22 protein-coding genes, 1 pseudogene and 1 riboswitch are annotated in these 25,986 nt (G+C 43.7%); of the genes and pseudogenes, 11 read left to right on the forward strand and 12 right to left on the reverse strand.

What is annotated here, in order from left to right; genetic code table 11:
* Positions 1 to 237 precede the first annotated feature (237 nt).
* From AC07NA_RS24340 to AC07NA_RS24350, 3 genes and pseudogenes are all read left to right on the forward strand, one after another.
* Entirely contained in the window at positions 238 to 816 is a 579-nt protein-coding gene (locus AC07NA_RS24340; RefSeq protein ID WP_494900485.1) for a Crp/Fnr family transcriptional regulator, read from the forward strand.
* Positions 817 to 919: 103 nt separating this feature from the next.
* Positions 920 to 1,489: pseudogene (locus AC07NA_RS24345) on the forward strand (SDR family NAD(P)-dependent oxidoreductase); the annotation flags it as partial.
* 175 nt (positions 1,490 to 1,664) lie between these two features.
* Positions 1,665 to 1,784, forward strand: a complete 120-nt coding sequence (locus AC07NA_RS24350; RefSeq protein WP_494900487.1) for a hypothetical protein — start codon at positions 1,665 to 1,667, stop codon at positions 1,782 to 1,784.
* 91 nt (positions 1,785 to 1,875) lie between these two features.
* Here the strand turns inward: AC07NA_RS24350 and AC07NA_RS24355 are convergent, their stop codons facing one another.
* On the reverse strand, positions 1,876 to 3,093 hold the full coding sequence (locus tag AC07NA_RS24355) for a glycoside hydrolase family 76 protein (RefSeq protein WP_494900489.1): 1,218 nt from the start codon (positions 3,091 to 3,093) through the stop codon (positions 1,876 to 1,878).
* A 359-nt stretch (positions 3,094 to 3,452) separates the two neighbouring features.
* On the opposite strand from AC07NA_RS24355, the gene AC07NA_RS24360 reads away from it, so the two are divergent.
* Positions 3,453 to 4,361, forward strand: a complete 909-nt coding sequence (locus AC07NA_RS24360) for a glycerophosphodiester phosphodiesterase family protein (RefSeq protein WP_494900491.1) — start codon at positions 3,453 to 3,455, stop codon at positions 4,359 to 4,361.
* 7 nt (positions 4,362 to 4,368) lie between these two features.
* Here the strand turns inward: AC07NA_RS24360 and AC07NA_RS24365 are convergent, their stop codons facing one another.
* Both AC07NA_RS24365 and AC07NA_RS24370 read right to left on the reverse strand, forming a co-directional pair.
* Positions 4,369 to 5,325: an ROK family protein gene (locus AC07NA_RS24365; protein WP_494900493.1), complete on the reverse strand. Its 957-nt coding sequence runs from the start codon at positions 5,323 to 5,325 to the stop codon at positions 4,369 to 4,371.
* Between the two features lie 140 nt (positions 5,326 to 5,465).
* Positions 5,466 to 6,263 carry a tRNA pseudouridine synthase A gene (locus tag AC07NA_RS24370; RefSeq protein WP_494900495.1) on the reverse strand — a complete coding sequence of 266 codons (798 nt, stop codon included), beginning with the start codon at positions 6,261 to 6,263 and terminating at the stop codon, positions 5,466 to 5,468.
* A 701-nt stretch (positions 6,264 to 6,964) separates the two neighbouring features.
* Between AC07NA_RS24370 and AC07NA_RS24375 the strand changes: the two genes are divergently transcribed.
* Positions 6,965 to 7,438, forward strand: a complete 474-nt coding sequence (locus tag AC07NA_RS24375) for a ribonuclease H-like YkuK family protein (RefSeq protein ID WP_494900497.1) — start codon at positions 6,965 to 6,967, stop codon at positions 7,436 to 7,438.
* A gap of 48 nt (positions 7,439 to 7,486) precedes the next feature.
* Positions 7,487 to 7,963, forward strand: coding sequence for an SRPBCC family protein (locus AC07NA_RS24380; protein WP_494900499.1), 477 nt, complete (start codon positions 7,487 to 7,489; stop codon positions 7,961 to 7,963).
* 8 nt (positions 7,964 to 7,971) lie between these two features.
* Here AC07NA_RS24380 and AC07NA_RS24385 read toward each other — a convergent pair whose 3' ends face one another.
* Complete coding sequence (locus tag AC07NA_RS24385) at positions 7,972 to 9,201, reverse strand: acyltransferase family protein (RefSeq protein WP_494900500.1); 1,230 nt, start codon at positions 9,199 to 9,201, stop codon at positions 7,972 to 7,974.
* 164 nt (positions 9,202 to 9,365) lie between these two features.
* Here AC07NA_RS24385 and AC07NA_RS24390 point away from each other — a divergent pair, with 164 nt between their 5' ends.
* Positions 9,366 to 9,824 carry a hypothetical protein gene (locus AC07NA_RS24390; RefSeq protein WP_494900502.1) on the forward strand — a complete coding sequence of 153 codons (459 nt, stop codon included), beginning with the start codon at positions 9,366 to 9,368 and terminating at the stop codon, positions 9,822 to 9,824.
* Between the two features lie 3 nt (positions 9,825 to 9,827).
* On the opposite strand, the gene mnmL is transcribed toward AC07NA_RS24390, so the two are convergent.
* The gene (gene mnmL / locus AC07NA_RS24395) at positions 9,828 to 10,778 is read right to left on the reverse strand and encodes a tRNA modification radical SAM protein MnmL/YtqA (protein ID WP_345213333.1); all 951 of its coding nucleotides are present in this window, start codon (positions 10,776 to 10,778) and stop codon (positions 9,828 to 9,830) included.
* 314 nt (positions 10,779 to 11,092) lie between these two features.
* Here mnmL and AC07NA_RS24400 point away from each other — a divergent pair, with 314 nt between their 5' ends.
* Positions 11,093 to 12,487, forward strand: a complete 1,395-nt coding sequence (locus AC07NA_RS24400; protein WP_494900504.1) for a glycoside hydrolase family 76 protein — start codon at positions 11,093 to 11,095, stop codon at positions 12,485 to 12,487.
* A gap of 72 nt (positions 12,488 to 12,559) precedes the next feature.
* Here the strand turns inward: AC07NA_RS24400 and AC07NA_RS24405 are convergent, their stop codons facing one another.
* The 7 genes from AC07NA_RS24405 to murQ form a co-directional block, all read right to left on the reverse strand.
* Positions 12,560 to 13,813 carry a hypothetical protein gene (locus tag AC07NA_RS24405; RefSeq protein WP_494900506.1) on the reverse strand — a complete coding sequence of 418 codons (1,254 nt, stop codon included), beginning with the start codon at positions 13,811 to 13,813 and terminating at the stop codon, positions 12,560 to 12,562.
* Between the two features lie 30 nt (positions 13,814 to 13,843).
* Complete coding sequence (gene metF, locus AC07NA_RS24410) at positions 13,844 to 14,800, reverse strand: methylenetetrahydrofolate reductase [NAD(P)H] (protein WP_494900508.1); 957 nt, start codon at positions 14,798 to 14,800, stop codon at positions 13,844 to 13,846.
* 89 nt (positions 14,801 to 14,889) lie between these two features.
* Entirely contained in the window at positions 14,890 to 15,243 is a 354-nt protein-coding gene (locus AC07NA_RS24415) for a four helix bundle protein (RefSeq protein WP_494900510.1), read from the reverse strand.
* A 35-nt stretch (positions 15,244 to 15,278) separates the two neighbouring features.
* Positions 15,279 to 18,953: a methionine synthase gene (gene metH / locus AC07NA_RS24420; protein WP_494900512.1), complete on the reverse strand. Its 3,675-nt coding sequence runs from the start codon at positions 18,951 to 18,953 to the stop codon at positions 15,279 to 15,281.
* 155 nt (positions 18,954 to 19,108) lie between these two features.
* A riboswitch (SAM riboswitch) is annotated at positions 19,109 to 19,221 on the reverse strand.
* A gap of 292 nt (positions 19,222 to 19,513) precedes the next feature.
* Complete coding sequence (locus tag AC07NA_RS24425; RefSeq protein ID WP_494900513.1) at positions 19,514 to 20,248, reverse strand: Bax inhibitor-1/YccA family protein; 735 nt, start codon at positions 20,246 to 20,248, stop codon at positions 19,514 to 19,516.
* Positions 20,249 to 20,363: 115 nt separating this feature from the next.
* Positions 20,364 to 20,930: a hypothetical protein gene (locus AC07NA_RS24430; RefSeq protein ID WP_345213326.1), complete on the reverse strand. Its 567-nt coding sequence runs from the start codon at positions 20,928 to 20,930 to the stop codon at positions 20,364 to 20,366.
* Between the two features lie 82 nt (positions 20,931 to 21,012).
* Complete coding sequence (gene murQ, locus AC07NA_RS24435) at positions 21,013 to 21,828, reverse strand: N-acetylmuramic acid 6-phosphate etherase (protein WP_494900515.1); 816 nt, start codon at positions 21,826 to 21,828, stop codon at positions 21,013 to 21,015.
* 104 nt (positions 21,829 to 21,932) lie between these two features.
* On the opposite strand from murQ, the gene AC07NA_RS24440 reads away from it, so the two are divergent.
* From AC07NA_RS24440 to AC07NA_RS24450, 3 genes are all read left to right on the forward strand, one after another.
* Positions 21,933 to 23,531, forward strand: coding sequence for a S41 family peptidase (locus AC07NA_RS24440; RefSeq protein WP_494900517.1), 1,599 nt, complete (start codon positions 21,933 to 21,935; stop codon positions 23,529 to 23,531).
* Between the two features lie 381 nt (positions 23,532 to 23,912).
* Positions 23,913 to 25,040: a three-Cys-motif partner protein TcmP gene (gene tcmP, locus AC07NA_RS24445; protein ID WP_494900518.1), complete on the forward strand. Its 1,128-nt coding sequence runs from the start codon at positions 23,913 to 23,915 to the stop codon at positions 25,038 to 25,040.
* Between the two features lie 3 nt (positions 25,041 to 25,043).
* The gene (locus AC07NA_RS24450; protein WP_494900520.1) at positions 25,044 to 25,790 is read left to right on the forward strand and encodes a DUF5131 family protein; all 747 of its coding nucleotides are present in this window, start codon (positions 25,044 to 25,046) and stop codon (positions 25,788 to 25,790) included.
* The last annotated feature ends 196 nt before the right edge of the window (positions 25,791 to 25,986 follow it).

The following is a 25,986-nucleotide window of genomic DNA, read 5'->3' on the forward strand; positions in this document are numbered from 1 at the left end:
AAGTGTTGGAAAAATTACTTGTCATCTCGACCGTAGGGAGATATCTTCTTCGCCATGAATGTCTGCGACTTGCCTGAAGCAGAAGATTTCTCCTCGTACCTCGTTCGAAATGACAACGAATCATCTTCCCAACACTTGTATGCAGTCGCCCTGAATATTCGATTATTACAACCGGATGAAAGGCGCTAAATATTTATCGTATACTTTTACCTATATTCATCTGATTGAGATACTGCCATGTTTGCTGTTTTTAAAAAATATATCGACGATAAAATTAACCTGACTGCTGAAGACTGGGCGCTGATTGAAAGCCTGGTTGTTATTAAAAAGCTGCGCAAACACCAGTATTTATTACAAGAGGGCGATTTGTGGAAATACCATGCCTTTGTATGCGAGGGTTGCCTGCGCACCTATCGTATTGATGATAAAGGGCAGGAAAACATTATGTACTTCGCCATTGAAAACTGGTGGACCGGCGACCGTGAAAGCCTGCATTCGGGCAACCCTTCGCGTTCAAATATTGACGCGGTAGAAGATACCGTGGTACTGCTTTTTACCTTTAATAACTTTGAGGCCATTAAAAACGCTATCCCTGCTTTCAGGGAACTTATTAATACTATTATAGACAGGAGTTTGGTTGCAACGCAAAACCGTGTGCATACCTCCATTAGCCAAACTGCCGAAGAACGGTACAATAGTTTCCTGGTAAACTCGCCGCATTTAGCCAACCGCGTGCCCCAGCACATGATAGCCTCCTACCTGGGTATCTCGCCCGAAACACTTAGCCGGGTGCGTAAGCAAGCGGTTAAAAAGTAATTCCGTTGATATTTGTCAAGTTTTTTGGCATCAAACATCAATGGATCGGGAGGCTTGGGCTTTGCACATTTGTCTTAATAAATCACATCAAAAAATTAAGAAAATGAGCAAAGTAATTTTAATAACCGGAACAAGTACAGGCTTTGGCAAATTGATGGCTATCACCTTAGCAAACGCAGGCCATAACGTAATTGCCGGTATGCGCGGCGTTACTGCCAAAAACGCCGAAGCTGCAAAAGAACTGAGAGCCTTGCCTAATATAGAAGTAGCCGAACTTGATATAACCAGCGATGATTCAGTTAACGAAGCTACCAGCAAAACGCTCACCAAATATGGCAAAATAGACGTATTGGTGAACAATGCCGCTGTAAGCGGTTTTGGTTTGCTGGAGGCCTACTCCTTAGATCAGATCCGCAATATGTTTGAGGTAAACTTTTACGGTGTGCTGCGTACTTACAACGCTGTGCTACCATCCATGCGTGCCAACAAAAACGGATTGATCATCAACATTACATCGGGCGCAAGTGGCCACACCCTGCCTTTTATGATCCCTTACCTGGCCTCAAAATTCGGGGTAGAAAGTATTACCGAAGGCTTGCAGGATGAACTGAGCCAGTTTGGCATCGAGAACGTAAGCATACAACCGGGCGTTTACCCTACCGAAATGAACAATGGTAGTAAAAGCGGTATCCATGCCGATAAACCAGCCATAATTGATGAATATGGCGATAACGCTACACAACAGTTCAACGCCCTTGGCAGCGCGCTTTTCAGTAAAATGGCCGAGTTTAAAATGGATCCGCAAACCATTGCGGATGGCGTATTGAACTTGGTAAATATGCCTAAAGGTGAACGCCCATTACGCTACCCACTGGATGCCGTTGCCCAAGGCACCGACCAGGAGTTTATTGATGCCAGGGCCGCTATTAAAGCCAAATGGCTTGCAAAATATAGTAACTAAGCTATAAGATCAGCATAAACAAACGAAGCCCCGCCCTGAATATTTAAGGCGGGGCTTCGTTTTTCATTAAAAGCTATTGAGCAAGTAATATTTAGCTTTTAATGATACCAGTAAACGTTATTCATCATAGAAACCCCTGTGGTAGTTTCAAACGAGTTAAGGGTAGTGTTATCGGGGGTACGGGTACCCCATTTGCCCCACATTACCCCACTGTTGTTACGTACCGACCATGCTTTTTCGGCATTGGCATCCAGCCAGGCACCGTAAGTACTTACCAACGATGCCGACTGCACGTAAATACATGCCCAGCGTGCAAATATGGCTTTCATACCCTCAGTGTCGCCGGTATCGTATTCATCAGGCAGTATGCCCGCCGCGTTACACATATTGTTTTTGGTATAGTTCATTACATTGTTGGCCATAGTAGCATAACCTACTGCCGGGTATTCGTTCCGCAGTAAATCGCAGGCGCCTATAAAAGTGCCTTGCGTGTAGGTACGTGCGCCTTCGGTAATTATATCGGCAGCGTTAACAGCACCCTTTACCTCGCCCGATGAGGTGTAGAACTTACCAACCATCCAATCCATAATTTGCTTGGCTTTGGTTTTATACGCGGCATCGCCGGTAGCGGCGTAAAGCTTCATGGCACATATTACCGCCGGGGCATTTACACATGCATTTTTCGATTGCTTGTCGGTTTTCCACCACAGGCCGCCGCCCAATTGGGTATCCCAGGCCCGGTTCCATACAATAGCGAAATTGTTTTTAGCCATATCAAGCATGCCGCCGTCATTGGTAATGGCATAGGCCCTTACGCACATGAGGGCGCCCCAAATAATATCGTCGTTAAACTCATTACTTTCCCAGGTAAGCCCCCAGTTGTCGCGCATGCCATTATAGAGGTACGATATCTTGTTTTGAAGATCGGTACTTGGATTAATATAATAAGCGTCGATCAGCATTTCAATGGCTTCGGCCTGTGTCCAAAAGTCCATGCGCGAGGTATGGTTCTGGTCTTTCCAGTAATACGCTTTAAACGATGGACCGTAAGTGCCATACTGATTGTAAAAATTGTTGTTGTACACCTGTATGGCCACCAAAGCCTCGGCACGGGTAGGAAGGGCTTCGGTACGCAGCTTTCTACCGGATGATATGGCATCGGCGGTGGCGGCATCCGTCTTGATGTCTTTTTTACAACCCGCTGCAAACGCGCAACAGGCCAATACAGCTATGGTTAGGATATGCCTGCCATGCCGTAATAATGAGTAATTAAAAACTGCACGTGTGTGGTGCAAATTGGTTGAGTTGTTTTTCATAATCTGGTTAATTACAATTGAATTTTTATAGTGGTTTACTTGCTCGCTTTTAAAAAACGCGTGTATATAAAAACACACGCGGCCGCTACAACGGCTTGTCGCCATTACAGGACAATAATTGACGATCGGCCTAAATCGGTTTAGTTAATCAGGATAAAAACACATCAAAAACAGCCTGCAGCAATTCGTATTGCAGATAATCACCTTTCAGGAAGCAGATGTATTAAATAGTTTAATTGGTTTATCATCAACAATGCGCAAACCGTGTGCCTAAAACGATAAAGTAGCTCAGCGTATCAGCATTGTTAACATAGCGCACACAATAATTTACTAATTTGGGCAGGCAAATACCCTACCCAATGAACAACATATTTAAAGGCTTATTACTGATAGCACTGGTGTTGACCGGTACAAATGGTTTTTCGCAAACGGGCAAAATCGACCAGCTGATCAAACAACTACATAACCCTACAGATAAGCATATTATGGTAGCCGCGCATCGTGGCGACTGGCGCAATGCCCCCGAAAATTCTTTACAGGCTTATCAAAATGCTATTGATATGGGCGTTGATATTATTGAGGTAGATTTAGGTATGACCAAAGACAGCGTGATCATTATTATGCACGATGGCGGTATTGACCGTACAACAGATGGGCGTGGCAGTCCGGCTAATTATACCCTGGCCGAAATAAAGAAATTTCATTTGCGTAATGGGCTGGGCATACTCACCACTCATACTATACCCACCCTTAAAGAAGTAATGTTACTGGCGAAAAACAAAGTGCTGGTGAACCTCGATAAAAGTTACCCATACTATCAGCAAGCTTATAAAATATTGCAGGAAACCAATACGCTGAAACAAGCCATATTTAAATCGGACGCGAAGTATGAAGACCTTAAAGCGAAATACCCAACAATATTTGATAAAATAACATATATGCCGGTAGTAAACATTGATAACGCCGAAGCGCAAAACATAATCAACAGCTATCAGCAAAATTTAAAACCCGTAGCTTTCGAACTCATCTTCGGGCGGGATACTTCGGGCATCCTCAGTAAGAATACGATCAATGCCAAAGGCTCAAAAATATGGATCAACTCGTTATGGGCAAGCCTGAACGGAGGCCATTACGACGACATGGCCGTTGAGCAGCACAACACCCGCGACAGCTGGGACTGGCTGATTGCCCACGGCGCCAACATCCTCCAAACCGACAGGCCAAAGGAGATGATCAGGTATTTGAAGGAGCGGAAGTTGAGGGATTGATCTTACCTCAATCCCAAACCAAAGTACTGGCGCCCAATATCGCCGCGTCGGCTTCTTTGAGTTTACTTAGGAGTAGCTTTACCTGGCCTTTGTAAACGGTGAGCACATTTTTTTCGAGCGCCTTTTTTGCAGGCTCCATCAGCATGCTGCAAGCGTGGGTTACCCCACCGAAAAGAACGATGGCTTCCGGGGAAGAGAACATAGTGAAATTGGCCAGCGCTTCGCCCAAAACCTGCCCGGTAAATTCGTATACCCGCTTGGCTACTCTATCGCCTTTCATGGCGCAATCGAATACTATTTTGGAGTTGATCTCGTCGTCTTTATATTGCTGAAGCAGGGTAGGTTTTTTGGCCCGGTTACGCATTTCGATTGCCGTAAGGCGTATGCCTGTTGCCGAGCAGTAAGCTTCTACCGTTCCGCGTAACCCGGTAGACCAATGCAGCCTCCCATTATAACGAATGGTAGTATGCCCCAGTTCCCCGGCATTGCCGTTGTGTCCGTATATTAAACCGCCGTTAACAATAATGCCGCTGCCTACACCGGTACCTAAAGTGATCATAATGAAATCTTTCATACCCTTGGCGGCGCCGAATTTGAGTTCGCCTAAAGCGGCTGCTTTGGCATCGTTATTCAGCACACAAGGAATCCCGAATTTTTCTGACATCAGCTTTGCTATAGGTACTATGCCTTTCCATTTCAGATTAGGCGCATGTTCAATACAGCCGTTAAAATGATTACCATTTGGCGCGCCGATACCGATGCCCTTAATAGTTGCCTCTTTACCGTGCTCGGCTATCATGGGCGACAAGCGCTCGTATAAACCATCAACAAATGATTCAATAGTGGGGAAAAGTATTGTTTTAACTTCTCCCTGCTGCAAAATTTCTCCTTGTTGGTTTACAATGCCGTATTTTGTATTGGTACCACCTACATCGATACCTACGGCCAGGCTTGTCTTTTTCATATAATATGTAAAATAAGCAATATCCCATCAAAATGTTTATAGCTTATTGTAACTGCAAGATCATCTTTAAATTAAAGCGGAATTAAACAGAGCGCTTACAAAAGCAAAAAGCCTTATAATAGAATTGCCGGTTAAGCTACCTATCGCCATTCTCCCGCCTCTGCAAGCATTTGACTGAAGTTGCTGCGGGGCTGAATATTAAGATACGGATAAGTGATTTTGCTGAGATATAGCCCTTGCGGGTAAGCCGGTTTAATAGTTTGCGGTAATTGCGGATCAATGAGGTGCGATTCGAACTCGTCGATACTTAGGCGGCCTGTGCCTATATCTATTAGTTTACCTGTTATTATACGTACCATTTTTCCTAAAAAACGGTTGGCTGCTATGTGAAAGCGCAACTTATCGCCGGTGCTGTCTACAAAAATACCGGCATCGTTCACATTACAAATGGTATGGGTATTGCGGTCGGGCATTTTACAGAAAGCGTGGTAGTCATTATATTTTAACAGCAGATTCGCCGCACGCTGCATTAACGCTATATCCCAGCTTTTAACTATGTATAATGAGCTGAAATTGCTCAGAAAAGGATCTTTATAGGTGTGGATAAAGTAATCATACGCCCTTTCGGTAGCATCAAACCGGGCGTGTTGCCGGCCATCCATCGGTATAATATCAAAAACGGCAATGTCATCGGGCAACAAATGGTTTAACCGGAACAGCAGGTCGAAATCCCACGCTTCATCCACATCCATATGAAAAAAGAACTGGCTTGCATGCACCTGCGCGTCGGTACGGCCGCAGCCTACAATCCACATGGGCTTTTTAAATGCCTGTGTCAAACAGTTTTCTAATACCTGCTGCACGCTTAACCCATCGGGATGCTTTTGCCAGCCGCTATAATTTGTACCGAGGTAACCTATATGAAAAAAGTAGCGCAAGTTGTTTTGATATGGTGAACGGGCCAAAAATAGGCATTATTAATTTCGCCATGTATACCCGAATACATACTGCCTTCTGGCTGAGCAAATATCGTAACACATTAAAATTCAATTAAAATACCCGGATTCAGGTATTGCGGTATTAAAGCCGGCAAGGTAGCTTTACGTAAGGATTGAATCATAGTCAATACGGATTTCAACCTAAACCTTATCATATTGTAAAGCCGGCATTCGCACGGCCTCATCAACCGTTTTCACAAAAACGTAAATCAACATAAATAATCCAAACTCTCATAGCTGTTAATTTAAAGCGTTAAAGCAAAGCGCATAATCAACTCACCCATTCTACGCTTCGCTGGACCGCCCTCTCTCCGGCTTTGCCGCAAAGAGGACTTAGAAGAAGCCAAAAAACAAAGCCCTTCTTTCCGCTTGCGGAGAGAGGGGTGACAAGCGAAGCGATGTCGGGGTGAGTTAATATTGATCAGTTCTTAAGTTGACGGCCGTGACCCGAGCCTCAACCCCCTAACCCCATCCCACACACAGCCTTCAACCCGCAACTTACAACCCAACCCACAACCTGTTGATAATCACCAAAATGTTAACAAATAAATAATATGCGGGTGATGTATATATGAAATGTTATGGCTTATTTTTATAAACCTGTTATTCAAGGTCTTACTAAAATAACTTAACTCAATTTTATGACCTGGAGAAAATTCAGCGGCGAAGTTATCCAAACGCCCATTCTCGAAGAAGTTGAACGTGCCATTGAACGTGAAGCCCTGCTCGGCAACAAACTAAAAGTATGTATCGGTACAGATTCGCAAGTAAAAGGCGCGGTGACTGATTTTGCCACCGTTATTGTTTTTTTACGCGAACAGCGTGGCGGATTCATGTTTATCCACCAAGAGCGTACCTCACAAAAAATGAGCATTAAAGAACGTATGCTTAGCGAAGTACAAAAATCTATCGACACGGCCTATAGTCTTTGCGACCTGCTTGACCTGTACGATGTAGACCTGGAGGTGCATGCCGACATTAACACCAACCCTATGTTTAAATCGAACCAGGCACTGCACGAGGCCATGGGTTATATTTTGAGCATGGGCTTTGTATTTAAGGCCAAGCCGGAGGCTTTTGCAAGCTCGTATTGCGCCAATAAAATTGTACAGTAAATAGTTAGTTAACGCTAAACTATTAAGCCCCCGTTACGTTAAATAAGCGTGAAAACTTATACATTAAAATGGGAGCAGGCCATACCTATCTCCCTTAACCAAGCATGGGATTTCTTTTCGTCGCCAATTAACCTTGCCAAAATAACCCCACAGGGCATGGGCTTTGTTATCACATCTGATTTTACGGCCGATACCAAAATGTATGAGGGCATGCTCATCAGCTACAAAATAGCGCCCCTGTTCGGTATAAAAATGAACTGGACCACGGAGATCACCCACATTAACCCTGATAAAGAATATTTTATTGATGAGCAGCGCTTTGGCCCCTACGCCATGTGGCACCACGAGCATCATTTTAAAGAGATCCCCGGCGGCATATACATGACGGACAGGCTTACCTACGCCATTCCGTATGGTGCTATAGGCACATTTGCCAACAGCATACTGGTAAAAAAGGAAGTGAACAAGATCTTTGATTATCGCACCAAAGCCATCGAAGAATTATTTGGCCCAATGCCTAAATAAGTGTACAGCTATTTTATTAATGCCGATCCATTCTCCGGGTTATGCGGTTTGTTTTTTACGAGGAAGTTTGATTTGCGGATGTAATGGTTCAGCGGCTCTTCAATAGTTTTAAACAATATAACCGATACCAGGTTGAGCAGCACAAAGGCATAGAGTAAATTAACCGTGTCGTTTTCGAAAGGTGAAGGCCAGTTGATCCCCCATTTATCGTACCATTTAAAAGCGTAATCATTGCCCTGGTTAAACCCGTTGTTCAGCAGGTTATACATCCAACCCAAATGGATAAGGTAAAATATGTAGGAACTTTTGCCCAGTAGTTCAACTGTTTTATTGGCCAGTATATTTTTAAGCAGCGTGCCCTCGGTAAGTAAGCCGTAGAAAAACCAGGCTATACACACCGGCAAAATATAATTGTTGGTAAGTATACCCACGGGATGTTGCAAGCCTGCCGCCCAGCCTTTGGGGATTGGCAGCAACGCCATGATCAGCACGCAAACAAATAGCAGCGCGAAACCTAAATAGGTATAGCTAATCTTATTGCTGCGTGTAAAATTATGCTTAAGCACATATATGGCCAGTTGCATGCCCACAAAAAATTCAAAGCACCTGCCTAAAAAGGTAAACAGCATCACAAAGGTGAAGTTGCCTAAAAAGCCATACCAGTTAACATGCCTAAACAGGCTTACCAATAATAACCCGGTAAGGGTAATTACTATCGGCTGCACCCAAAACTTTTTATAACGCTGCGCTATTAAAAACGCGAACGGTGCCGAAAAGTAAAAACATTCTTCTACCGTTAACGACCATCCCTGTGCAATGCCGGTATTCCAAAAATCATAGAAGAAACCACGGATGAAGCTAATATTAAGCAGCAACATTACTATCGGGTTATAGCCTTTGGTAATGGTTTGGTCCTTGGTAAAGGCATAATAAATAAACGCGCCTATAGTAAGCAGCGCGTACATGGGGTAAATACGGGCTACCCGGTTCTTGAGGTACTGCTTAAACCAGTGAGCCGTTAAATGAAAATTATTATAATACCTGAAGGTGATCAAAAAGCCCGACAGTACAAAGAAAATGGTTACCCCAATGTGGAATTCCCCGAAAAACCGCTGCACAATAGGAGGCATACCAGCACTGAACACATACGAATAGTGCGATATAAATACGAGGTAAGCCGCCAAAGCACGCACACCTGTAAGTGCCGGAATATAGTTTTGAGGTCGGGTTTGAAGCAAGGTGATAGCTGAGTATTGTTTTATATAATCGCTGGTGAAATAAGTATAAACACAATAGCAAGGTAAATATTATTAGCTTTATCTAACTAAACCCATTATCTATGAAATATGCAATCCTGTTAATACTGGTAGTCTGTTTTTCATCATGTATTAAACCCATAGATATGGATGCCAAAGAAGCAAAACAGTTTTTCGGGCAACTGGATTACATTAAAGATCCCGCAAGACGAGGTAAGCCATTTTTGGTTGATAGTGTGGTTTATCGTGATGATCTGATCTTGGAAGCTGCAAAAATGGATGAGTTAAATAACGAAAATGATATTAACTATATTAAAGGTCAGATAGCTTCATCCCGCCCTGTAAAGTGGAATGTTGATTTATTTGATAGTATAAGGATTGTTAAAAGCAGCTACATAGATTCTATTAGGCAACTCAAAAAATTTAAATATAATCTGATATATATCAAATTATCGAAACCTTATTATTCAAAAGATAGACAATACTGCCTGATTTATATTAATCACTATTGTGGAAATTTATGTGCTTTTAGGGGAGTAGAGCTTTATAAAAAAATAAAAGGCAAATGGATATTCGTCCGATCTTATTTCGGCATAGTAAGTTAACAACTACATCAACGCCGAGCCCTGAATGATCCCTCTATCGGCGATCTTTTTATCAATGTAGTATTGTATTTCCGATTTCTTTAATTGCCAGTTAGGAGCAATCAGCAGTTCGCGGTCGCTGAGGCCAAACAACCTTTGCACTACCACATCAGGTCGTACAAGCGGCAGTAGTTCGCATAAAAATTCGGCATATTCATCTAAGCTGAACAGCTTAAATGGTTCGCGTTTGTATTTTACGCCCATTACCGAGCCTTCTACAATATGCAGGTGGTGAAACTTTACGAATTTTATTTGCTGGTGACGGTTTATCTCGTCGGCATAGCGCAGCATCATTTCTTTTGTTTCCCAAGGGAAACCGAATATGGTATGCACGCAAATATCCAGCTTGCTGTTTTCGGTGAGTTTAAGGGCATTAATAAGGTCTTCGTGGGTGCAACCGCGGTTAATCTGGTTAAGGGTTTCGTTATAGATAGATTCCATACCCATTTCCAGGTCCACATCAAAACGGTCGGTATAGCTTTCCAGCAGCGCGATCTTTTCAGCATCAATACAATCGGGACGGGTACCAATAGACAGGCCCACAATGTTTTCGGTGTTAATGCTTAAAGCCTCATCGTACATCATTTTAAGGTAATGCGCCGGGGCGTAAGTATTGGTATTGGGCTGAAAGTAAATAATGAATTTATCGGCCTTATTACCCTTTATGGCACGCTCCATGCCTTGTATCACCTGCTCGCGCAGCGAAGGCGCCTTGCGCGATACCGACGGCGTAAACGAATCAACATTGCAATAGGTACAACCGCCATAGCCCTTTGAGCCATCGCGGTTAGGGCAAGTAAAACCACCATCCACAATAACCTTAAACACGCGCTGGCCTGCGTACTTTTCGCGCAACCATGCACCGTAATTGTTATATCCCTTAATACCCTGATTTAATCCCGCTACTGCTTCCATATTCGTTTAGCCCATACCACTGATCTGTAGTGCTTTCGGCCCATTACCGCAAAGATACGATTTTGGATTGAGTTGTAAGTTGCGGGTTGTGAGTTGTGGGGGTGAGCGAATTTTAAGTTCACAGTTCCTTCCATTATCAATCAAGCCTTACAACTTACAACACACAACCTGCAACCTAATAAAACCTTTTGCATGTTTATTAAATTGTTTTAGCTTTGGTTTTGTAAACCGGGTTGTTCTGCTGCCGATGAGTGCCGAAACATTTGCGAACAACCGTGCCCACTGAAACCAATTTTACTAAATTATAACCTAACATGAACAGATTTACATCTATCACATTCATGCTGTGCGTAGCTGCGGCAACCCTCACACAATCGTGCAAAAAGAGCGATACCAAACCCGCCGATAACCCGGAGGTGGTAACGCCCGAAAAAACCAAACCAACAGCCAACTTTACCGCGCAAACTGTTACTGCCGATAAATTCGGGAAGACCTACTCGTTTAAAGGTATTGCTACCAATTACAAAACTGTTAAGTGGGATTTCGGTGACAGTAATACTTCTACCGAAATGAATGCCGAACATAAATACACGGCTTACGGCTCGTTCAAAGTGGTTTTTACAACTGCCGATGCTGATGGCAATACCGCCAAAAAAGAGGTTACCATAGCCGTAGCCGATCCAAGTAAATGGAATATTTACGCCGAAAAGGGACAGGAAGCATTGGAAACATACTTTTACGACCCTACCGGTAAATACTACAAAACTACCCAAACTGATTTTGGCTTCAACTATTGGTGGAATGCCCACGCCCTTGATGTAAAGGTGGATGCCTACAACCGCACTAACGATCCTAAATATCTTACGCAGATGAAAAACGTATTGCAGGGATCGTACAATAAGAACGGCAACAAATTCAAGAACGATTATTACGATGATATGGAATGGTGGGCCATATCGTGCTTGCGCGCTTATGATGCCACTAAGGATGTTACTTACAAAAATGCGGCTGTGGAGCTGTGGGGCTACATAAAAACCGGCTGGACCGATGTAAATCACGGCGGTATTATGTGGAACATCAACACACCCGATAGTAAAAACGCCTGCTCAAACGGTCCGGCTGCTATTATAGCCGCGCGCCTTTATCAGCTCGATAAAAACCCGGAGGATCTGGCATGGGCTAAAAAGATATACGAGTGGGAAAAGCAATATGTGGTAAACCCAACTACCGGTTTGGTATGGGATGCCTATGGCAACTACAACGATGGCTGGCGTTTCACTTATAATCAGGGTACATACATTGGGGCTGCCGTTGAATTATATGCCATTACTAAAGAAGCTAAATACCTGAACGACGCCAGGCAAACCACCAACTCAGTATTAACTGATCCGTTCTTTAACTCGGCGGGAATACTTATCGGTAACGGCACCGGTGATGGGGGCTTGTTCAAAGGCATCTTTATTCGCTATATGGTACAGCTGATACTTAAAGGCGACCTGGATGCGGCTACTAAAACTACCTACAGTACCTACCTGGTAAAGAATGCCGAAAGCCTTGTTGCCACCGCTACAAAAAGCCCGGAAAGATATTACGGACCAAACTGGCGCGAGCAGCCAAAAAACAACGAATACCATTCATCGGTAGCCTTGAGCGGCCTTATGCTTTTTGAAGGCGTACACGAACTATGGCGATTGGATATTGTTAAGTAAATACATCCATAAAAACAAAACGGTCAATTTAATCAGATAAGTTGCCCGTTTTGTTTTTATATAATTGGGGTACTATTTTTTGTTAAACAAGTATTTCAGGTTTAAGCCGATCACTTCATTGCCTAAAGTAAAAAAGGTGTAACGGGTGTATGTTGCAGGTGGAGTATAGCTTACCGATACATCAAACTTTTTATTAATAACGGCGCCTATCTGGAAAGGGAAGCTAAGCCAAAAGCTTTCGCCGTTATATGGCCTCGCCTGGCTCGGGATATTACTGTTTCCGGATACGATCTTATCATTACTATAAAAAGAAAAAGTAAGCGCCGCGCCGCCGTTTACATATAGTTTAAGATCATCAGTGTTATATAAGTTGAATATCAATTGCGGCGTAAAGGCAACGTTGCTTTGGCTAAATGAATATACAGCCCCTGCTGTAGCACTTTGCGTTGATGTTATTTCGGGGTTGATATAGTTGAAGGATAATTCGCCCCTGAAAATAAACCGCTGTACCTGCGCATTGGTAAAGGCATCATAACCTACGCTTATTTTGGGCAAGTATGTTTTACCGCCGGTGCCTCCATCAAACGGAACATCACCTTTAAAACGTGTTTTAGTATAGTTTAACCCGATACCAACAAAAAAGCGGTTGTTGGATGGCCTTGCTATTTCAGTGATTGTTTTGGAGTTAACACCTGCACTGCCACTGTTATTAATGATATTAATACTTTTTACTAAATCGCTTTCAACAAAATTGGTATGCTCTATTGTAGACCGGTTTTTATTGTTGTCATCATTATACTTTTTATGAAGTAAAAGCAACTGCCCTATATATAGTTTAGTAACAACTGTGGCCACATTGCTGTTGTTATAATAGTAGTAATAAGCCAATTCTGTTACTACATCGCCTTGCTCCTGGTAAAAATAGCGGGTTTTAACATTGTCCGACTGTGCATATAACGTAACATTAGGCCCTGAAGCAACGCGTTTTATAAATATGGTAGCCTGGGTTTTAGTAGTATCCAGCCTTTTATCCATATTAGGAAACCCGTTACGATTATTACTGATACGGCCGGTATAGCTTACGTAAGTATCATAAGGTGCAATGTGGAAAAGTGATATATCTGCTGCCGAAAAACGCAGGGCATCTTTGTCGCCCTTCGAGTTTTTAAACTCAATAACTTCCGGACTGTGCGACCACTCCCTCGCATTAATATAACCCTTTACGGTATCACCATTGGCTTTTACAACATAGCCATCATGATAGTTTGCCTGCGACAAGGCAAAAAGCGGTAAAAGCAATAATACCGCGCAATAAAAAATACGCATGTGATAAGAATTTATGTTGCCGCAAATATATTAAAATATAGCTTCGGCAATGCGCTTTGTTGGCCCGGCGTTGCTCATGGTATAAAAGTGCAATACAGGCACGCCAAAAGCCACCAACTCCTTACACTGGTTGATCATCCACTCAATGCCTGCTTCGCGTACATCTTTTTCACTGGTGCAGGCTTGTATGGCGTCGCTCAAATCTTCGGGCATGTCAATATGGAAGGTTTTTGACAGGCTCACCAATTGTTTCGACGAGGTAATCGGCTTCAAACCCGGAATAATAGGCACATTGATACCATTAGCCCGGCAGTTGTTTACAAACTCGATGTACTTTTTATTATCGAAGAACATTTGGGTTACAATAAACTGGGCGCCCATATCTACCTTTTGTTTGAGGTATTTAAAGTCGGTTTTAAGGTTTGGTGCTTCAAAGTGTTTTTCGGGGTAACCGGCCACGCCTATACAAAAATTAGTTTTTTGAATGTTATCGTAATTCTCGTGCAGGTAAACGCCGTTGTTCATGTTCACTACTTGCTGTAGCAGGTCGGTGGCATAGCAGTGCCCGTTAGGGTTTGGCACAAAGGCCGGATCACCGCTGCGGGCATCACCACGAAGCACCAGTACGTTCTCGATACCTAAAAACTCCAGGTCTATCAACGCGTTCTCGGTTTCATCCTTAGTAAAGCCACCGCATAGCAAATGCGGAACGGTATCAACCTTGTACTTATTCATGATTGCTGCACAAATGGCAATAGTGCCCGGGCGCTTGCGATAAGCCAGTTTTTCCAGCAAACCGCTGTTATGCTGCTTATAAATAAAATCTTCGCGCAGCGAGGTAACATCAATAAACGGCGGCTTAAACTCCATCAACGGATCAATAGCGTTATAAATACCCTGTATGCTCTGCCCCTTCAATGGCGGAATCAGTTCAAAAGAAAAAAGTGTTTTGCCGTTAGCGTTCTTTATGTGTTCGGTGATCTTCATTGGTTAGTATCAAGTAGCGAGTATCAAGTAGCAAGACTTTTTTGCAAAACGTATACTCTTTTTTAATGTATCAGTATTTAATAGAGAGATCAGGCAGCAAGGCTTTTTTGCAAACCATATATCATCTTTTGTATTTCAGTAATTAGCAGGCATACGGTATCGTGCTTTGCCTGGGTTATGTAATCAAATTCTTTGGCTAAGATAATCTGCGTTTCTAATTCAAACGAAGAGCCTAACGCAATATTTAAAAAATGGTACAATTCCTTATTTGATCTTCTGCCGCAACCTTCAGCAATATTGGAAGGTATAGAAACAGCCGAGCGAGTTATTTGCGATATCAAGCCAAACTTTTCTTCAGCCGGAAAAGCCTTTGTTAGCAGATATACCTCCTTACATATTTCTATTCCTGCCCGCCAAACTTTTAGTTCTTTAAAATTGTGCATTTCGTGTCTTGATACTTGATACTAACTACTTGATACTAATAGTTCAAATTCGGTCCCAGCCATTTTTCTACTTCTTCCAGTGGGAGGGCTTTGCGTTTGGCGTAGTCTTGTACCTGGTCTTTACTTATTTTGCCGAGGCCGAAATAGCGGGCCTGCGGGTGGGCGAAGTAAAAACCACTTACTGACGCGGCCGGTGTCATGGCCAGGCTTTCGGTAAGGTGCATGTGGGCATTGTCTTCAGCTTTCAGCAGTTCAAACAGCGTTGTTTTCTCAGTATGATCCGGACAGGCGGGATAACCCGGCGCCGGGCGGATACCCTGGTATTCTTCCTTGATCAATCCGTCGGTATCCAGTTGCTCATCTTTCGAGTAACCCCAGTAATCTTTACGTACCAGTTCGTGCATTTTTTCGGCAAAGGCTTCAGCAAGACGATCGGCAAGGGCTTTGGCCATAATGCTGTTATAATCGTCGTGATCTTTTTCAAATTCGGCCACCAACTCGTCGCAACCAATACCGGTAGTAACGGCAAAGCCGCCCCAGTAGTCGGTAACGCCGCTTTCTTTGGGCGCAATAAAATCCGACAGCGCATAATACGGATCATCCTTTACCTTTTCACCTTGCTGGCGAAGGGTATGTATTTTGGTGATCACATGCTTGCGGGTTTCATCCGAGTATATCTCGATATCATCGCCCACACTGTTGGCCGGCCAAAAACCGATAACGCCATTGGCATGCAGCAATTTTTCTTTCACTATCTTTTTCAACAGCACCTGCGCATCGTCAAATAGTTTTTGCGCTTCGGTACCTACATATTTATCGTTAAATATTTTCGGGTAGCTGCCGCGTAGCTCCCAGGTATGGAAAAAAGGGGTCCAGTCGATATACGGCACTAATTCTTCAAGCGGGAACGATTCAAATACCTTAGTACCGGTGAAGGTAGGCTTGTTCGGGATCGAGCCGTTAAGGTTGATCTGGAATTTCGCTTTGCGGGCATCTTCAATACTCACAAAACGCTTATCCGATTTTTTGTTGGCGTGCGCCTCCCGTGCTTTGGCGTATTCATCTTTAATGCCCTGTATGTACGCATCGCGACCATCGCGGTTCATCAGGTTACTGCAAACCGTTACGCTGCGCGATGCATCAAGCACGTGAATAGCCGCTCCCGAGTAGTTAGGTGCCACCTTTACCGCCGCGTGGATCCGTGAGGTAGTAGCACCGCCCAATATCAGCGGAATGGTAAAGCCTTCGCGTTCCATTTCTTTGGCAAAATGTACCATTTCATCCAGCGATGGGGTAATTAAACCACTCAGGCCGATGATATCCACATCCTGCTTTTTAGCTTCTTCAATAATGCGTTGCGCGGGCACCATCACCCCAAGGTCAATCACCTCGAAGTTGTTACAGGCCAGCACTACGCCTACTATATTTTTGCCAATATCGTGTACGTCGCCTTTTACGGTGGCCATTAATACCTTACCGGCATTTTTGCGCTGATCGGCATTGGCATTGTTACGTTTTTCTTCTTCAATAAAGGGCAGCAGATAAGCCACGGCCTTTTTCATTACGCGTGCCGATTTTACCACCTGTGGCAAAAACATTTTACCCGAACCAAACAGATCGCCTACGATGTTCATGCCATCCATCAGCGGGCCTTCAATTACTTCGAGCGGTTTGTCGTATTTCTGACGGGCTTCTTCCACATCGGCATCAAGGTACTCTATGATACCTTTTACCAGCGCGTGCGACAAGCGTTTCTCTACCGGATCTTTACGCCATTCTTCATCACGAACAATCTCCTTGCCTTTACTCTTAATGGTATCGGCATATTCTACCAGTCGCTCGGTAGCATCCTGGCGGCGGTTAAGCAATACATCCTCCACCAGTATCAAAAGGTCTTTCGGAATTTCTTCGTATACCTCAAGCATCCCCGCGTTTACAATACCCATATCCAAACCGGCATTAATGGCATGGTACAGGAACGCCGAGTGCATAGCTTCGCGCACCACGTTATTACCACGGAACGAGAACGAAATGTTACTCACTCCACCGCTTACTTTGGCATAAGGCAGGTTCTGCTTTATCCAGCGGGTGGCTTCAATAAAATCTACCGCGTAGTTATTATGTTCTTCGAGGCCGGTGGCTACGGTAAGTATGTTTGGGTCGAAGATGATATCCTGCGGGGGAAAACCAACTTCGTTTACCAGTATATTATATGAGCGCTGGCAAATCTCTTTACGGCGTTCCAGCGAATCGGCCTGGCCGGTTTCGTCAAACGCCATCACTACGGCTGCGGCGCCATAGCTTTGTATCTTGCGTGCGTATTCTATAAATTTCTCTTCACCCTCTTTAAGCGAGATGGAGTTAACGATGCCCTTGCCTTGCAGGCATTTCAACCCGGCTTCCAATACCGTCCACTTTGATGAATCTACCATGATAGGCAGTTTGGAAATATCCGGTTCGGAGGCTACAAGATTCAGGAATTTCACCATCACCGCTTCCGAATCGATCATACCCTCATCCATGTTGATATCGATCACCTGCGCGCCGCCTTCTACCTGCTGACGGGCAACTGTTAGCGCTGCCTCGTAATCTTCGGCAAGTATCAGTTTGGAGAATTTGGGTGAACCGGTGATGTTGGTACGCTCGCCAACGTTAACAAAGTTGGTTTCGGGCGTAAGCGTAACTGCTTCCAGTCCGCTAAGGCGCAAAAATGGTTTTATTTCGGGGATCTTGCGCGGTGGGAATTTTGCTGCTTTATCGGCAATACACTTGATATGCTCGGGCGTGGTGCCACAACAACCACCCACAATATTTACTATGCCGGCTTTTATAAAATCGTCAACCTGGTGCGCGGTTTCGTGCGGGGTTTCATCATAAGCCCCAAACTCGTTAGGCAAACCCGCGTTAGGGTAGGCCGATATGTATACTTCTGCCTTTTCAGATAGCTCTTCCAAATAAGGCCTCATCTCCCTGGCACCCAAAGCACAGTTTAACCCTACCGACAGCAGGTTAGCATGGCGGATAGAGTTCCAGAACGCCTCCACCGTTTGCCCCGAAAGCGTGCGCCCGGAAGCATCAGTAATAGTACCCGATATCATGATAGGCAAATGCTTGCCGCTTTCTTCGGCATAGCGTTGTATGGCAAATAATGCCGCCTTGGCATTCAGGGTATCAAATATGGTTTCAACCAACAGCAAATCCGATCCGCCGTCCACCAGTCCGCGCACCTGCGCGTAATAAGCATCGGCAAGGTCATCAAATGATACCGCGCGGTAACCAGGGTCGTTCACATCCGGTGATATAGAAGCCGTACGGTTAGTAGGACCAACCGCACCGGCAACAAAGCGCGGTTTTTCGGGTGTTTTTATATTATATTCGTCAACCACCTCACGGGCAATGCGGGCACCCTCATAGCTCAGCTCATAGTCGAGTTCTTCCATGTGGTAATCGGCCAGTGAAATACGTTGGGTACTGAAGGTATTGGTTTCGATGATATCTGCCCCGGCATCCAGATATTCGGCATGTATTGCCTTAATTACATCCGGACGGGTGATATTCAGCAAATCGTTATTGCCTTTCAAATCGGATATATGATCGCGGAAACGCTCACCACGAAAATCCTCCTCGGTGAGCTGGTACCGTTGTATCATGGTACCCATAGCCCCATCAATCACTAAAATGCGTTTCTGTAGTTCTTTTCTAATATCCATTTTGGTATCAAGTAGCGAGTATCAAGTAGCAAGACTTTATGAGTCCGCGTGATTAGCGCAGTGTGATCAACAGTAAAAACTACTTGATACCTGATACTAATTACTTGATACTATAACAGCTTATCTCGAAAAGTCGGGCGTGTGTATTTGACTTTCGCTTATCTTTCCTAACCGGTCCAGTTGACTTGTTAAGTAGAATGTAGCACCTTGTAAGTACAGGTTGCTAAGACATCGCAGGGTCTAATCCCTCCGTCTTTCTCCATAAGCAGCACAAAGGTGCATAATAAAGTTTTAATGTGCAATAGGCTTTTGGCTTATGTATATAAGCGAAATGCAATATTGTTGCAGGAAGGGTTTTTAACTCACCCCGCCTACGCTTCGCTGGGCGCCCCTCTCTTTCGCAAGCGAAAAAGAAGGTATAAGTATTACATATTCCGTAATATTCAAAATAAAACCCTCTTTGCGCAGCAGAGAGGGTGATCCAGCGAAGCGTGGATCGGGTGAGTCCACAAAAAAAGCCGCATTTTCATGCAGCTTTTCAATATTGTTAATCAATACTATTATCTTCTGTTGCCGCCGAATACACGCAGTAACATCAGGAACAGGTTGATAAAATCAAGGTACAGCGTTAACGCACCCATGATAGCTATCTTTTTGGTCGACTGATCGCCGTACTCTAAGCCTGCACCAATACGTTTTAATTTTTGTACGTCATAAGCGGTTAGGCCCACAAACACTGCAACACCTATATAGCTAATAATAACACTAAGGCCACTGCTTTTGATAAAGAAGTTAACCAATGATGCTACAACTATACCTATCAGGAACATAGTTAAAATTGAACCGAATTTAGTAAGATCTTGCTGGGTTGTATACCCTGCTATAGCCATAATACCAAACACTACCGATGCGGTAATGAAAGTTCCATAAATTAGACCACTCGCATAAACCGAAAAAATAGTACTAAGGCTTATACCCATCATAACCGCGAATGCCAGGAAGAAAACCGTTAGCATGCCAAATGAGAAACGGTTAAATGCCAGGCTCATTGTGAATATAAAAACAAGCGGGGAAAACATTGCAATGGTACCAAAACCCGTACCTCTGTTTGTAATTGGGTCTATCAATAAGTTTCTTAACGACTGATCATAAGCAAATGTCCATGCAAATGCCGCCGATATACCTAATGCCACAAACATCCATAAAAACACGTTCGCAATAAATTTGCGCGATGCAGCTGCATCTTCATTTACAAATACACTATCGTAAGTGTAATTACTTTTATTAATCTCCATTTTTATTATATGGTTTAAATTGTACGAATTTACTAAAAATTACCCTGCTTAAATAATTACCGGGGTCTAATTTGTTGTTATAACAATTAGACGAATTTCGGGCTCAATGGTTTAATCAGTTTAGCCTTTTCATCAACTGTTCTTCTACCTTCTTGAATACCTGTACCGGCTTTAATCCGCGCCAGCTCAGGTTATCGAGTTCGCCGCCGAAGTTGATGTAATAGTCGATATTGTTTTGCTTAAACTCGGCTATCACATGGTCGCGAAAGTTTACACCGGCTATCCAGCCATCTTCCACATCCTGAAACCATTCCTCGTAATAACAATCGTCGGACGAGTGGTAGTTCAGCACATTTTCGCCGATCAGTACAAACTTGGTTACGCCCGCGTCTATCATCAGCTCCAGCAGTTCGCGCTTCATCAGCATAATATCGTTATTGATGGCATCGTTCCATTCGCCAATTAGTTCAATAATGGAAAAGCCCTTATCGTAATCAACAAACAGCACCTTCAGGTACAAGGTATTTGAGCCAAAGGTATCCCATTGCGGGTGCAGCAGGTAATTATATATCTGCTTATCAAACTCAAACTCATTGTACTGCGTAGCATAAAAAGGTGATAGCTCATCCTCCGATGCTATATAATCATCCCGCCAGCGGTAATATGGCTCTATCTCGTGCATTTTTTAAATTCAAAAGTTAAAAGTCAAAATTCAAAAATGGTGCATGTCTTTTTCACTTTTGAATTTTGACTTTTGAATTAATTTATTCTTTATTAAGGTTGAGGCTCTCAACTGCTTTGCGTACGCTGCCGTATTGTTTCAGCAGGGTAGCCGCTTCCGTTTCGGGCAGGCCTGTTTCGGCCATTACCATTTGGGTACCGCGGTCTATCAGTTTATTGTTTGATAGCTGCATATCTACCATGCGGTTACCCTTTACGTGGCCAAGCTGTATCATTGCGCTGGTGGTAAGCATGTTCAACACCAGTTTTTGCGCGGTACCTGCCTTCATGCGGGTTGAGCCTGTTAAAAATTCCGGACCAGTTACTACCTCTACCGGGTATTGTGCAACTGCCGCAACCGGGCCGCCACTGTTACATACGATACAGCCCGTTAAAATATTGTGCTCGTTAGCGGTTTTTAACCCGCCAATTACATAAGGTGTTTTGCCCGATGCCGCAATGCCTACCAACACATCCTTATCGTTAATGTTATAGGCCGAAAGATCTTTCCAGGCCTGCTCGGCATCATCCTCAGCAAACTCAACTGCTTTGCGTATGGCGCCATCGCCCCCGGCTATAATACCTACTACCAAATCGAACGGAACGCCAAAGGTTGGCGGGCATTCGCTGGCATCAACCACGCCTAACCTGCCGCTGGTACCCGCGCCAATATAGAACAACCTGCCGCCCTTTTTCATCCTTTCGGCAATGGCGGTTGCCAGCGCTTCAATTTGCGGCAAGGCCTTTTCTACAGCCAACGGAACGCTTTTATCCTCGGTATTAATGCTTTGCAAAATCTCCGCGACGGTCATCTGCTCCAGGTTATTATAGTATGAACTTTTCTCGGTAGTAGCTTCCATTTTTCAATTTAGTTGAAACAAAATTCGGTAAAAATCATCAAATACTACAGCTAATTAATAATTGGTATCCCGGGCAATTGTTATCTTTGTGTTAAGCGCTATTTATGAAACAAACAGCATCCGTAATTTTCCGTTCAACCCTGCTCATACTCATTGGTATAGCCCTGGGGCTGTTCATTAGCGATAATGGACTTACGGGGAGGCGTATGGGCTTGTCGCTTTCGGGCACCGATGATAAGATGTCGAAAGTGCTGGAACTGGTGCAATATAACTACGTAGATTCGGTAAATGTAGATAGCATAACCGGCGTTACCGTTAACGAACTGCTGCAAAAGCTCGACCCGCATTCGCTGTACCTGCCGCCGCAACAGGCATCGGCATTAAGCGAAAAACTGGAAGGCGGCTTTACCGGCGTGGGTATCGAATACCTGCTGCTGCGCGATACCTTTGTGGTTACGCAAGTATACGCGGGCAGCCCGGCGGCACGCGCGGGTTTAACCGGCGGCTGCAAGATCATCGATATAAATAACAAAAAATTCGCGGGTACAGGCCTCACCGACGATCACATCAGCAAGGCCCTGCGTCAAGATAAAAGCAAACCCATCCTGTTTACTGCCATTGCTCCCGGCGAAAGGGAGGCCAAGCTATACCTTGTAAAACCAGGCCGTGTAACCTTGAGCAGTTTAGATGCCGCTTATATTGCAGGCAATAACACAGGCTATATCAAAATAGGCAAATTTGCCTCCACTACCGATAAAGATTTCCGCGGCGCGCTCAACAAACTGAAAGCCGAAGGCATGCAAAAACTGGTGCTCGACCTGCGCGGCAACGGCGGCGGCTACCTCAATACCGCTACTGCCCTGGCCGACGAGTTTTTAACCAAAGGCAAGCTGATTGTTTACACCAAAGGCGTGCACGAACCCCGTACCGATTATTTCGCTACAGATTCGGGCGCGTTTCAGCAAGGTAAACTGGCCGTATTGATCGACGAATATTCGGCCTCGGCCAGTGAAATTTTAGCCGGAGCACTGCAAGATCTGGATCGTGCCGTAATTGTTGGTCGCCGTTCGTTTGGTAAAGGTTTGGTGCAGCAGCAGTTTCCGTTTGGCGATGGCTCGGCCATTAACCTTACCGTGGCCAGGTATTATACTCCATCGGGCAGGTCGATACAAAAATCGTACAGCCATGGGGTAGAAAGCTACCGCCGTGAGCTATCAGAGCGCATGAAAAAAGGCGAACTCTTCTCGGCCGAAAATATCCGTAACGACAGCGTTTTCAGTAAACAATCGCCTTATCGTACATCGAGCGGCAAACAGGTATTTAGCGGCGGCGGCATTATGCCCGACGTATTTATACCCGCCGATGCCGCCCAAACTACTCGCCTTATTCAACGGCTAAGTTCGGCACAGGTCTTTACCGCTTACATTGTGGATAAGATGCAGCCCCTGCTGAAAGAATACCCACAGGCCGATGGTTTCATTAAAAACTACACGCCAACCGATACCGATTTTAACAGCTTTATACAATACGCCTCGCACTCGCTTAAACACATCGACGAGCCGGAAGTACAGCTATCAAAAACCGAAATAAAATCGCTCCTTAAGGCCTACGCCGCCCGCTTCAAATGGGGCGACACCTACTATTTCCAGGCCATCAACCTCAACGACGCCACGCTAAACCAGGCGATAGCAAGTGTGGAATAGGTTTTTTGATGTGATGTTTTGATGTGCAGATATGCAAATTAGCAGATGTGCAGGTGATGAAGTGATTCGTTTTTTCTCCGTATCCCCTCCTCGGAGGGGCGAGCGCAAGCCCGTGCGTTGGCGGGGTGGGTTTCTACGCCATACAAGTTAATCCAATAGCTTTTTTGAAAATCAATGATAGTAGTACTTCGGTTACGATAGCCCCGCTATCCGCTTATACTACACAGGCATTAAGCTCGGGGCCGGTATAATTAAAATGAATTCGCAACATTCATATAATCTAAAACCAATAACAATAATTTATAAGCTTATACTTAGGTGAGCCGAGTTTGGTTCGTCTCAATAATCTTTGTATTTTTATATGTTATAAACCTAAACTAAATGGAAGAAGATTTTTTCAAAGAACAAACGTCCTCATCGGAAGTTAAAGCTAAAATAGTATCTGAATACTTCCCTCAATATTGTCGCATATTGTTGAAGAAACCACAAAATTCTATACGATATTTAGACTTATACGCCGGCCCCGGTAAGTATGAAGATCAAAAACATTCTACACCGTTATTATTGGCAAAAGAATGTGCAGAAGATCCTGTGCTTAGTTCAAAAGTTCATTTAATCTTTAATGACAATAGTTACGCTAAAGAACTTGAGACAAACTTTTTAGAGTTGTTTCCAGAAAATACTTTTACATATCCTCCAAGATTTGGAAATAAAACTGTCGGTGAAGATAAATCCATAAAAGACTTTTTGAATAGAGAGCCACAAAAAGTTAATCCTAATCCAACTTTGCTTTTTTTTGATCCATTTGGGTATAAAGGAATTGACACTTTAATACTTGCGAAGTTTCTTGAAAACTGGGGCAATGAATTGTTTTTGTTTGTCAACATAAAACGCATAAATCAAGCCGTTGCCGTTGGTAAGTTTGACGAGCTTATGCAATCGCTATTTCCAACTACAATTGAACAACTAAGATTAAAAAGGCAGTACAAAGCATCGGTTCAGGAGCGATTGAAACTTATTATGGAAAATTTGGCTTTGGAATTTACAAGTGCAGTAGGTGCAAAAAAATTATACCACTGTTCTTTTAGATTTCAAGAAGAGGACAGCACAGCAACAAGTCATTTCATAATACATTTTACTAAAAATCAAAAAGGCTATGAGTTAGTGAAAAATGTTTACCATGCTTATGACAATATAGGGGCAACACTTGAAAAAGATGGTAATTATACATATGATGCTAAAAGACTAAATGAAATTGATGATTTAGGTTTTGGAAATCCTAACATTCAAGCCTTATCTTACATGCTTGCCAATTCCTACAAGGAAAGGCAAATTACCGCAAAGGCATTATACGATGAGCACCAACAAAACACTAAGTTTAGTTGGTCTCATTACAAAGAAACTTTAAGATATATGGCACAACAAGGGTCAGTAAAAGTTACATTTACAGATAATGTCAAACATAAAGTTAACGTTATAATATCAGATACCTGTATATTGAACTTTTAGTATATGTCAAAATCATCGATAGAATGGACCGAAATGACGTGGAATCCAACTACTGGTTGTGATAAGCTTTCGGCTGGGTGTAAGTTCTGCTATGCAGAAACTATGACTAAGAGATTAAAGGGTATGGGGCAAGAAAAATATAGTCAAGGATTTAAGTTCCGCATCCATCCAGCGACATTATTAGTTCCATATACATGGAAAAAACCGCAATTAGTATTTGTTAATTCAATGAGTGATCTATTTCATAAAGAGGTTCCTTTAAATTATGTACAAAGTGTATTTAAGGTAATGAATGATACTCCTCAACATACTTATCAAGTTCTTACAAAAAGAGGGGATGTACTTGAGTCTTATTCGCCATTTTTAAATTTTACCAATAATGTATGGATAGGCGTAAGCGTGGAAGATGACAAAGTTGTTGATCGAATTACACATCTGCAAAAAATAAATGCCAATGTTCGGTTTTTATCTCTCGAACCACTTTTAGGTCCATTGCCAAATTTAAATCTTTCCGGAATACACTGGGTAATAGTTGGTGGAGAAAGCGGCTTTAAAGCAAGGCCAATGCAAGAAGAGTGGGTCGAAGATATTCGTATGCAATGTGAAAAGGCAAATGTCCCTTTCTTCTTCAAACAGTGGGGCGGTAAGAATAAAAAGGCAGCTGGTCGAGTACTAAATGGAAGAACTTACGATGAAATGCCTAAGCAAATTATCAAAATTGAAGAACAACAGAATCTTACTACAGCTTAAGTAATAGTTCCTTAATATCGCATAAACCCACCCCGCCACTGCGTAATCCTTACGCTCGCCCCTCCGAGGAGGGGAAAGGAGAAGATTTGCGGATTTTGCCAAAACGGTCACCTGCATATTGTCAATTAATATCGCAGAAACCCACCCCCGCCACCGCGCAATCCCTACGCTCGCCCCTCCGAGGAGGGGATGGGGG

This window comes from Mucilaginibacter sp. GW821-FHT07G05, from assembly GCF_059418565.1.

Coding starts and splice junctions, on each gene's coding strand:
- AC07NA_RS24450 (WP_494900520.1), top strand. CDS start 25,044: ATGTCAAAATCATCGATAGAATGGACCGAAATGACGTGGAATCCAACT.
- AC07NA_RS24340 (WP_494900485.1), top strand. CDS start 238: ATGTTTGCTGTTTTTAAAAAATATATCGACGATAAAATTAACCTGACT.
- mnmL (WP_345213333.1), bottom strand. CDS start 10,778: ATGGAAGCAGTAGCGGGATTAAATCAGGGTATTAAGGGATATAACAAT.
- AC07NA_RS24355 (WP_494900489.1), bottom strand. CDS start 3,093: ATGAAAAACAACTCAACCAATTTGCACCACACACGTGCAGTTTTTAAT.
- AC07NA_RS24430 (WP_345213326.1), bottom strand. CDS start 20,930: ATGCACGAGATAGAGCCATATTACCGCTGGCGGGATGATTATATAGCA.
- AC07NA_RS24405 (WP_494900506.1), bottom strand. CDS start 13,813: ATGCGTATTTTTTATTGCGCGGTATTATTGCTTTTACCGCTTTTTGCC.
- AC07NA_RS24400 (WP_494900504.1), top strand. CDS start 11,093: ATGAACAGATTTACATCTATCACATTCATGCTGTGCGTAGCTGCGGCA.
- AC07NA_RS24375 (WP_494900497.1), top strand. CDS start 6,965: ATGACCTGGAGAAAATTCAGCGGCGAAGTTATCCAAACGCCCATTCTC.
- metF (WP_494900508.1), bottom strand. CDS start 14,800: ATGAAGATCACCGAACACATAAAGAACGCTAACGGCAAAACACTTTTT.
- metH (WP_494900512.1), bottom strand. CDS start 18,953: ATGGATATTAGAAAAGAACTACAGAAACGCATTTTAGTGATTGATGGG.
- AC07NA_RS24440 (WP_494900517.1), top strand. CDS start 21,933: ATGAAACAAACAGCATCCGTAATTTTCCGTTCAACCCTGCTCATACTC.
- AC07NA_RS24360 (WP_494900491.1), top strand. CDS start 3,453: ATGAACAACATATTTAAAGGCTTATTACTGATAGCACTGGTGTTGACC.
- AC07NA_RS24415 (WP_494900510.1), bottom strand. CDS start 15,243: ATGCACAATTTTAAAGAACTAAAAGTTTGGCGGGCAGGAATAGAAATA.
- tcmP (WP_494900518.1), top strand. CDS start 23,913: ATGGAAGAAGATTTTTTCAAAGAACAAACGTCCTCATCGGAAGTTAAA.
- AC07NA_RS24390 (WP_494900502.1), top strand. CDS start 9,366: ATGGATGCCAAAGAAGCAAAACAGTTTTTCGGGCAACTGGATTACATT.
- AC07NA_RS24425 (WP_494900513.1), bottom strand. CDS start 20,248: ATGGAGATTAATAAAAGTAATTACACTTACGATAGTGTATTTGTAAAT.
- AC07NA_RS24365 (WP_494900493.1), bottom strand. CDS start 5,325: ATGAAAAAGACAAGCCTGGCCGTAGGTATCGATGTAGGTGGTACCAAT.
- murQ (WP_494900515.1), bottom strand. CDS start 21,828: ATGGAAGCTACTACCGAGAAAAGTTCATACTATAATAACCTGGAGCAG.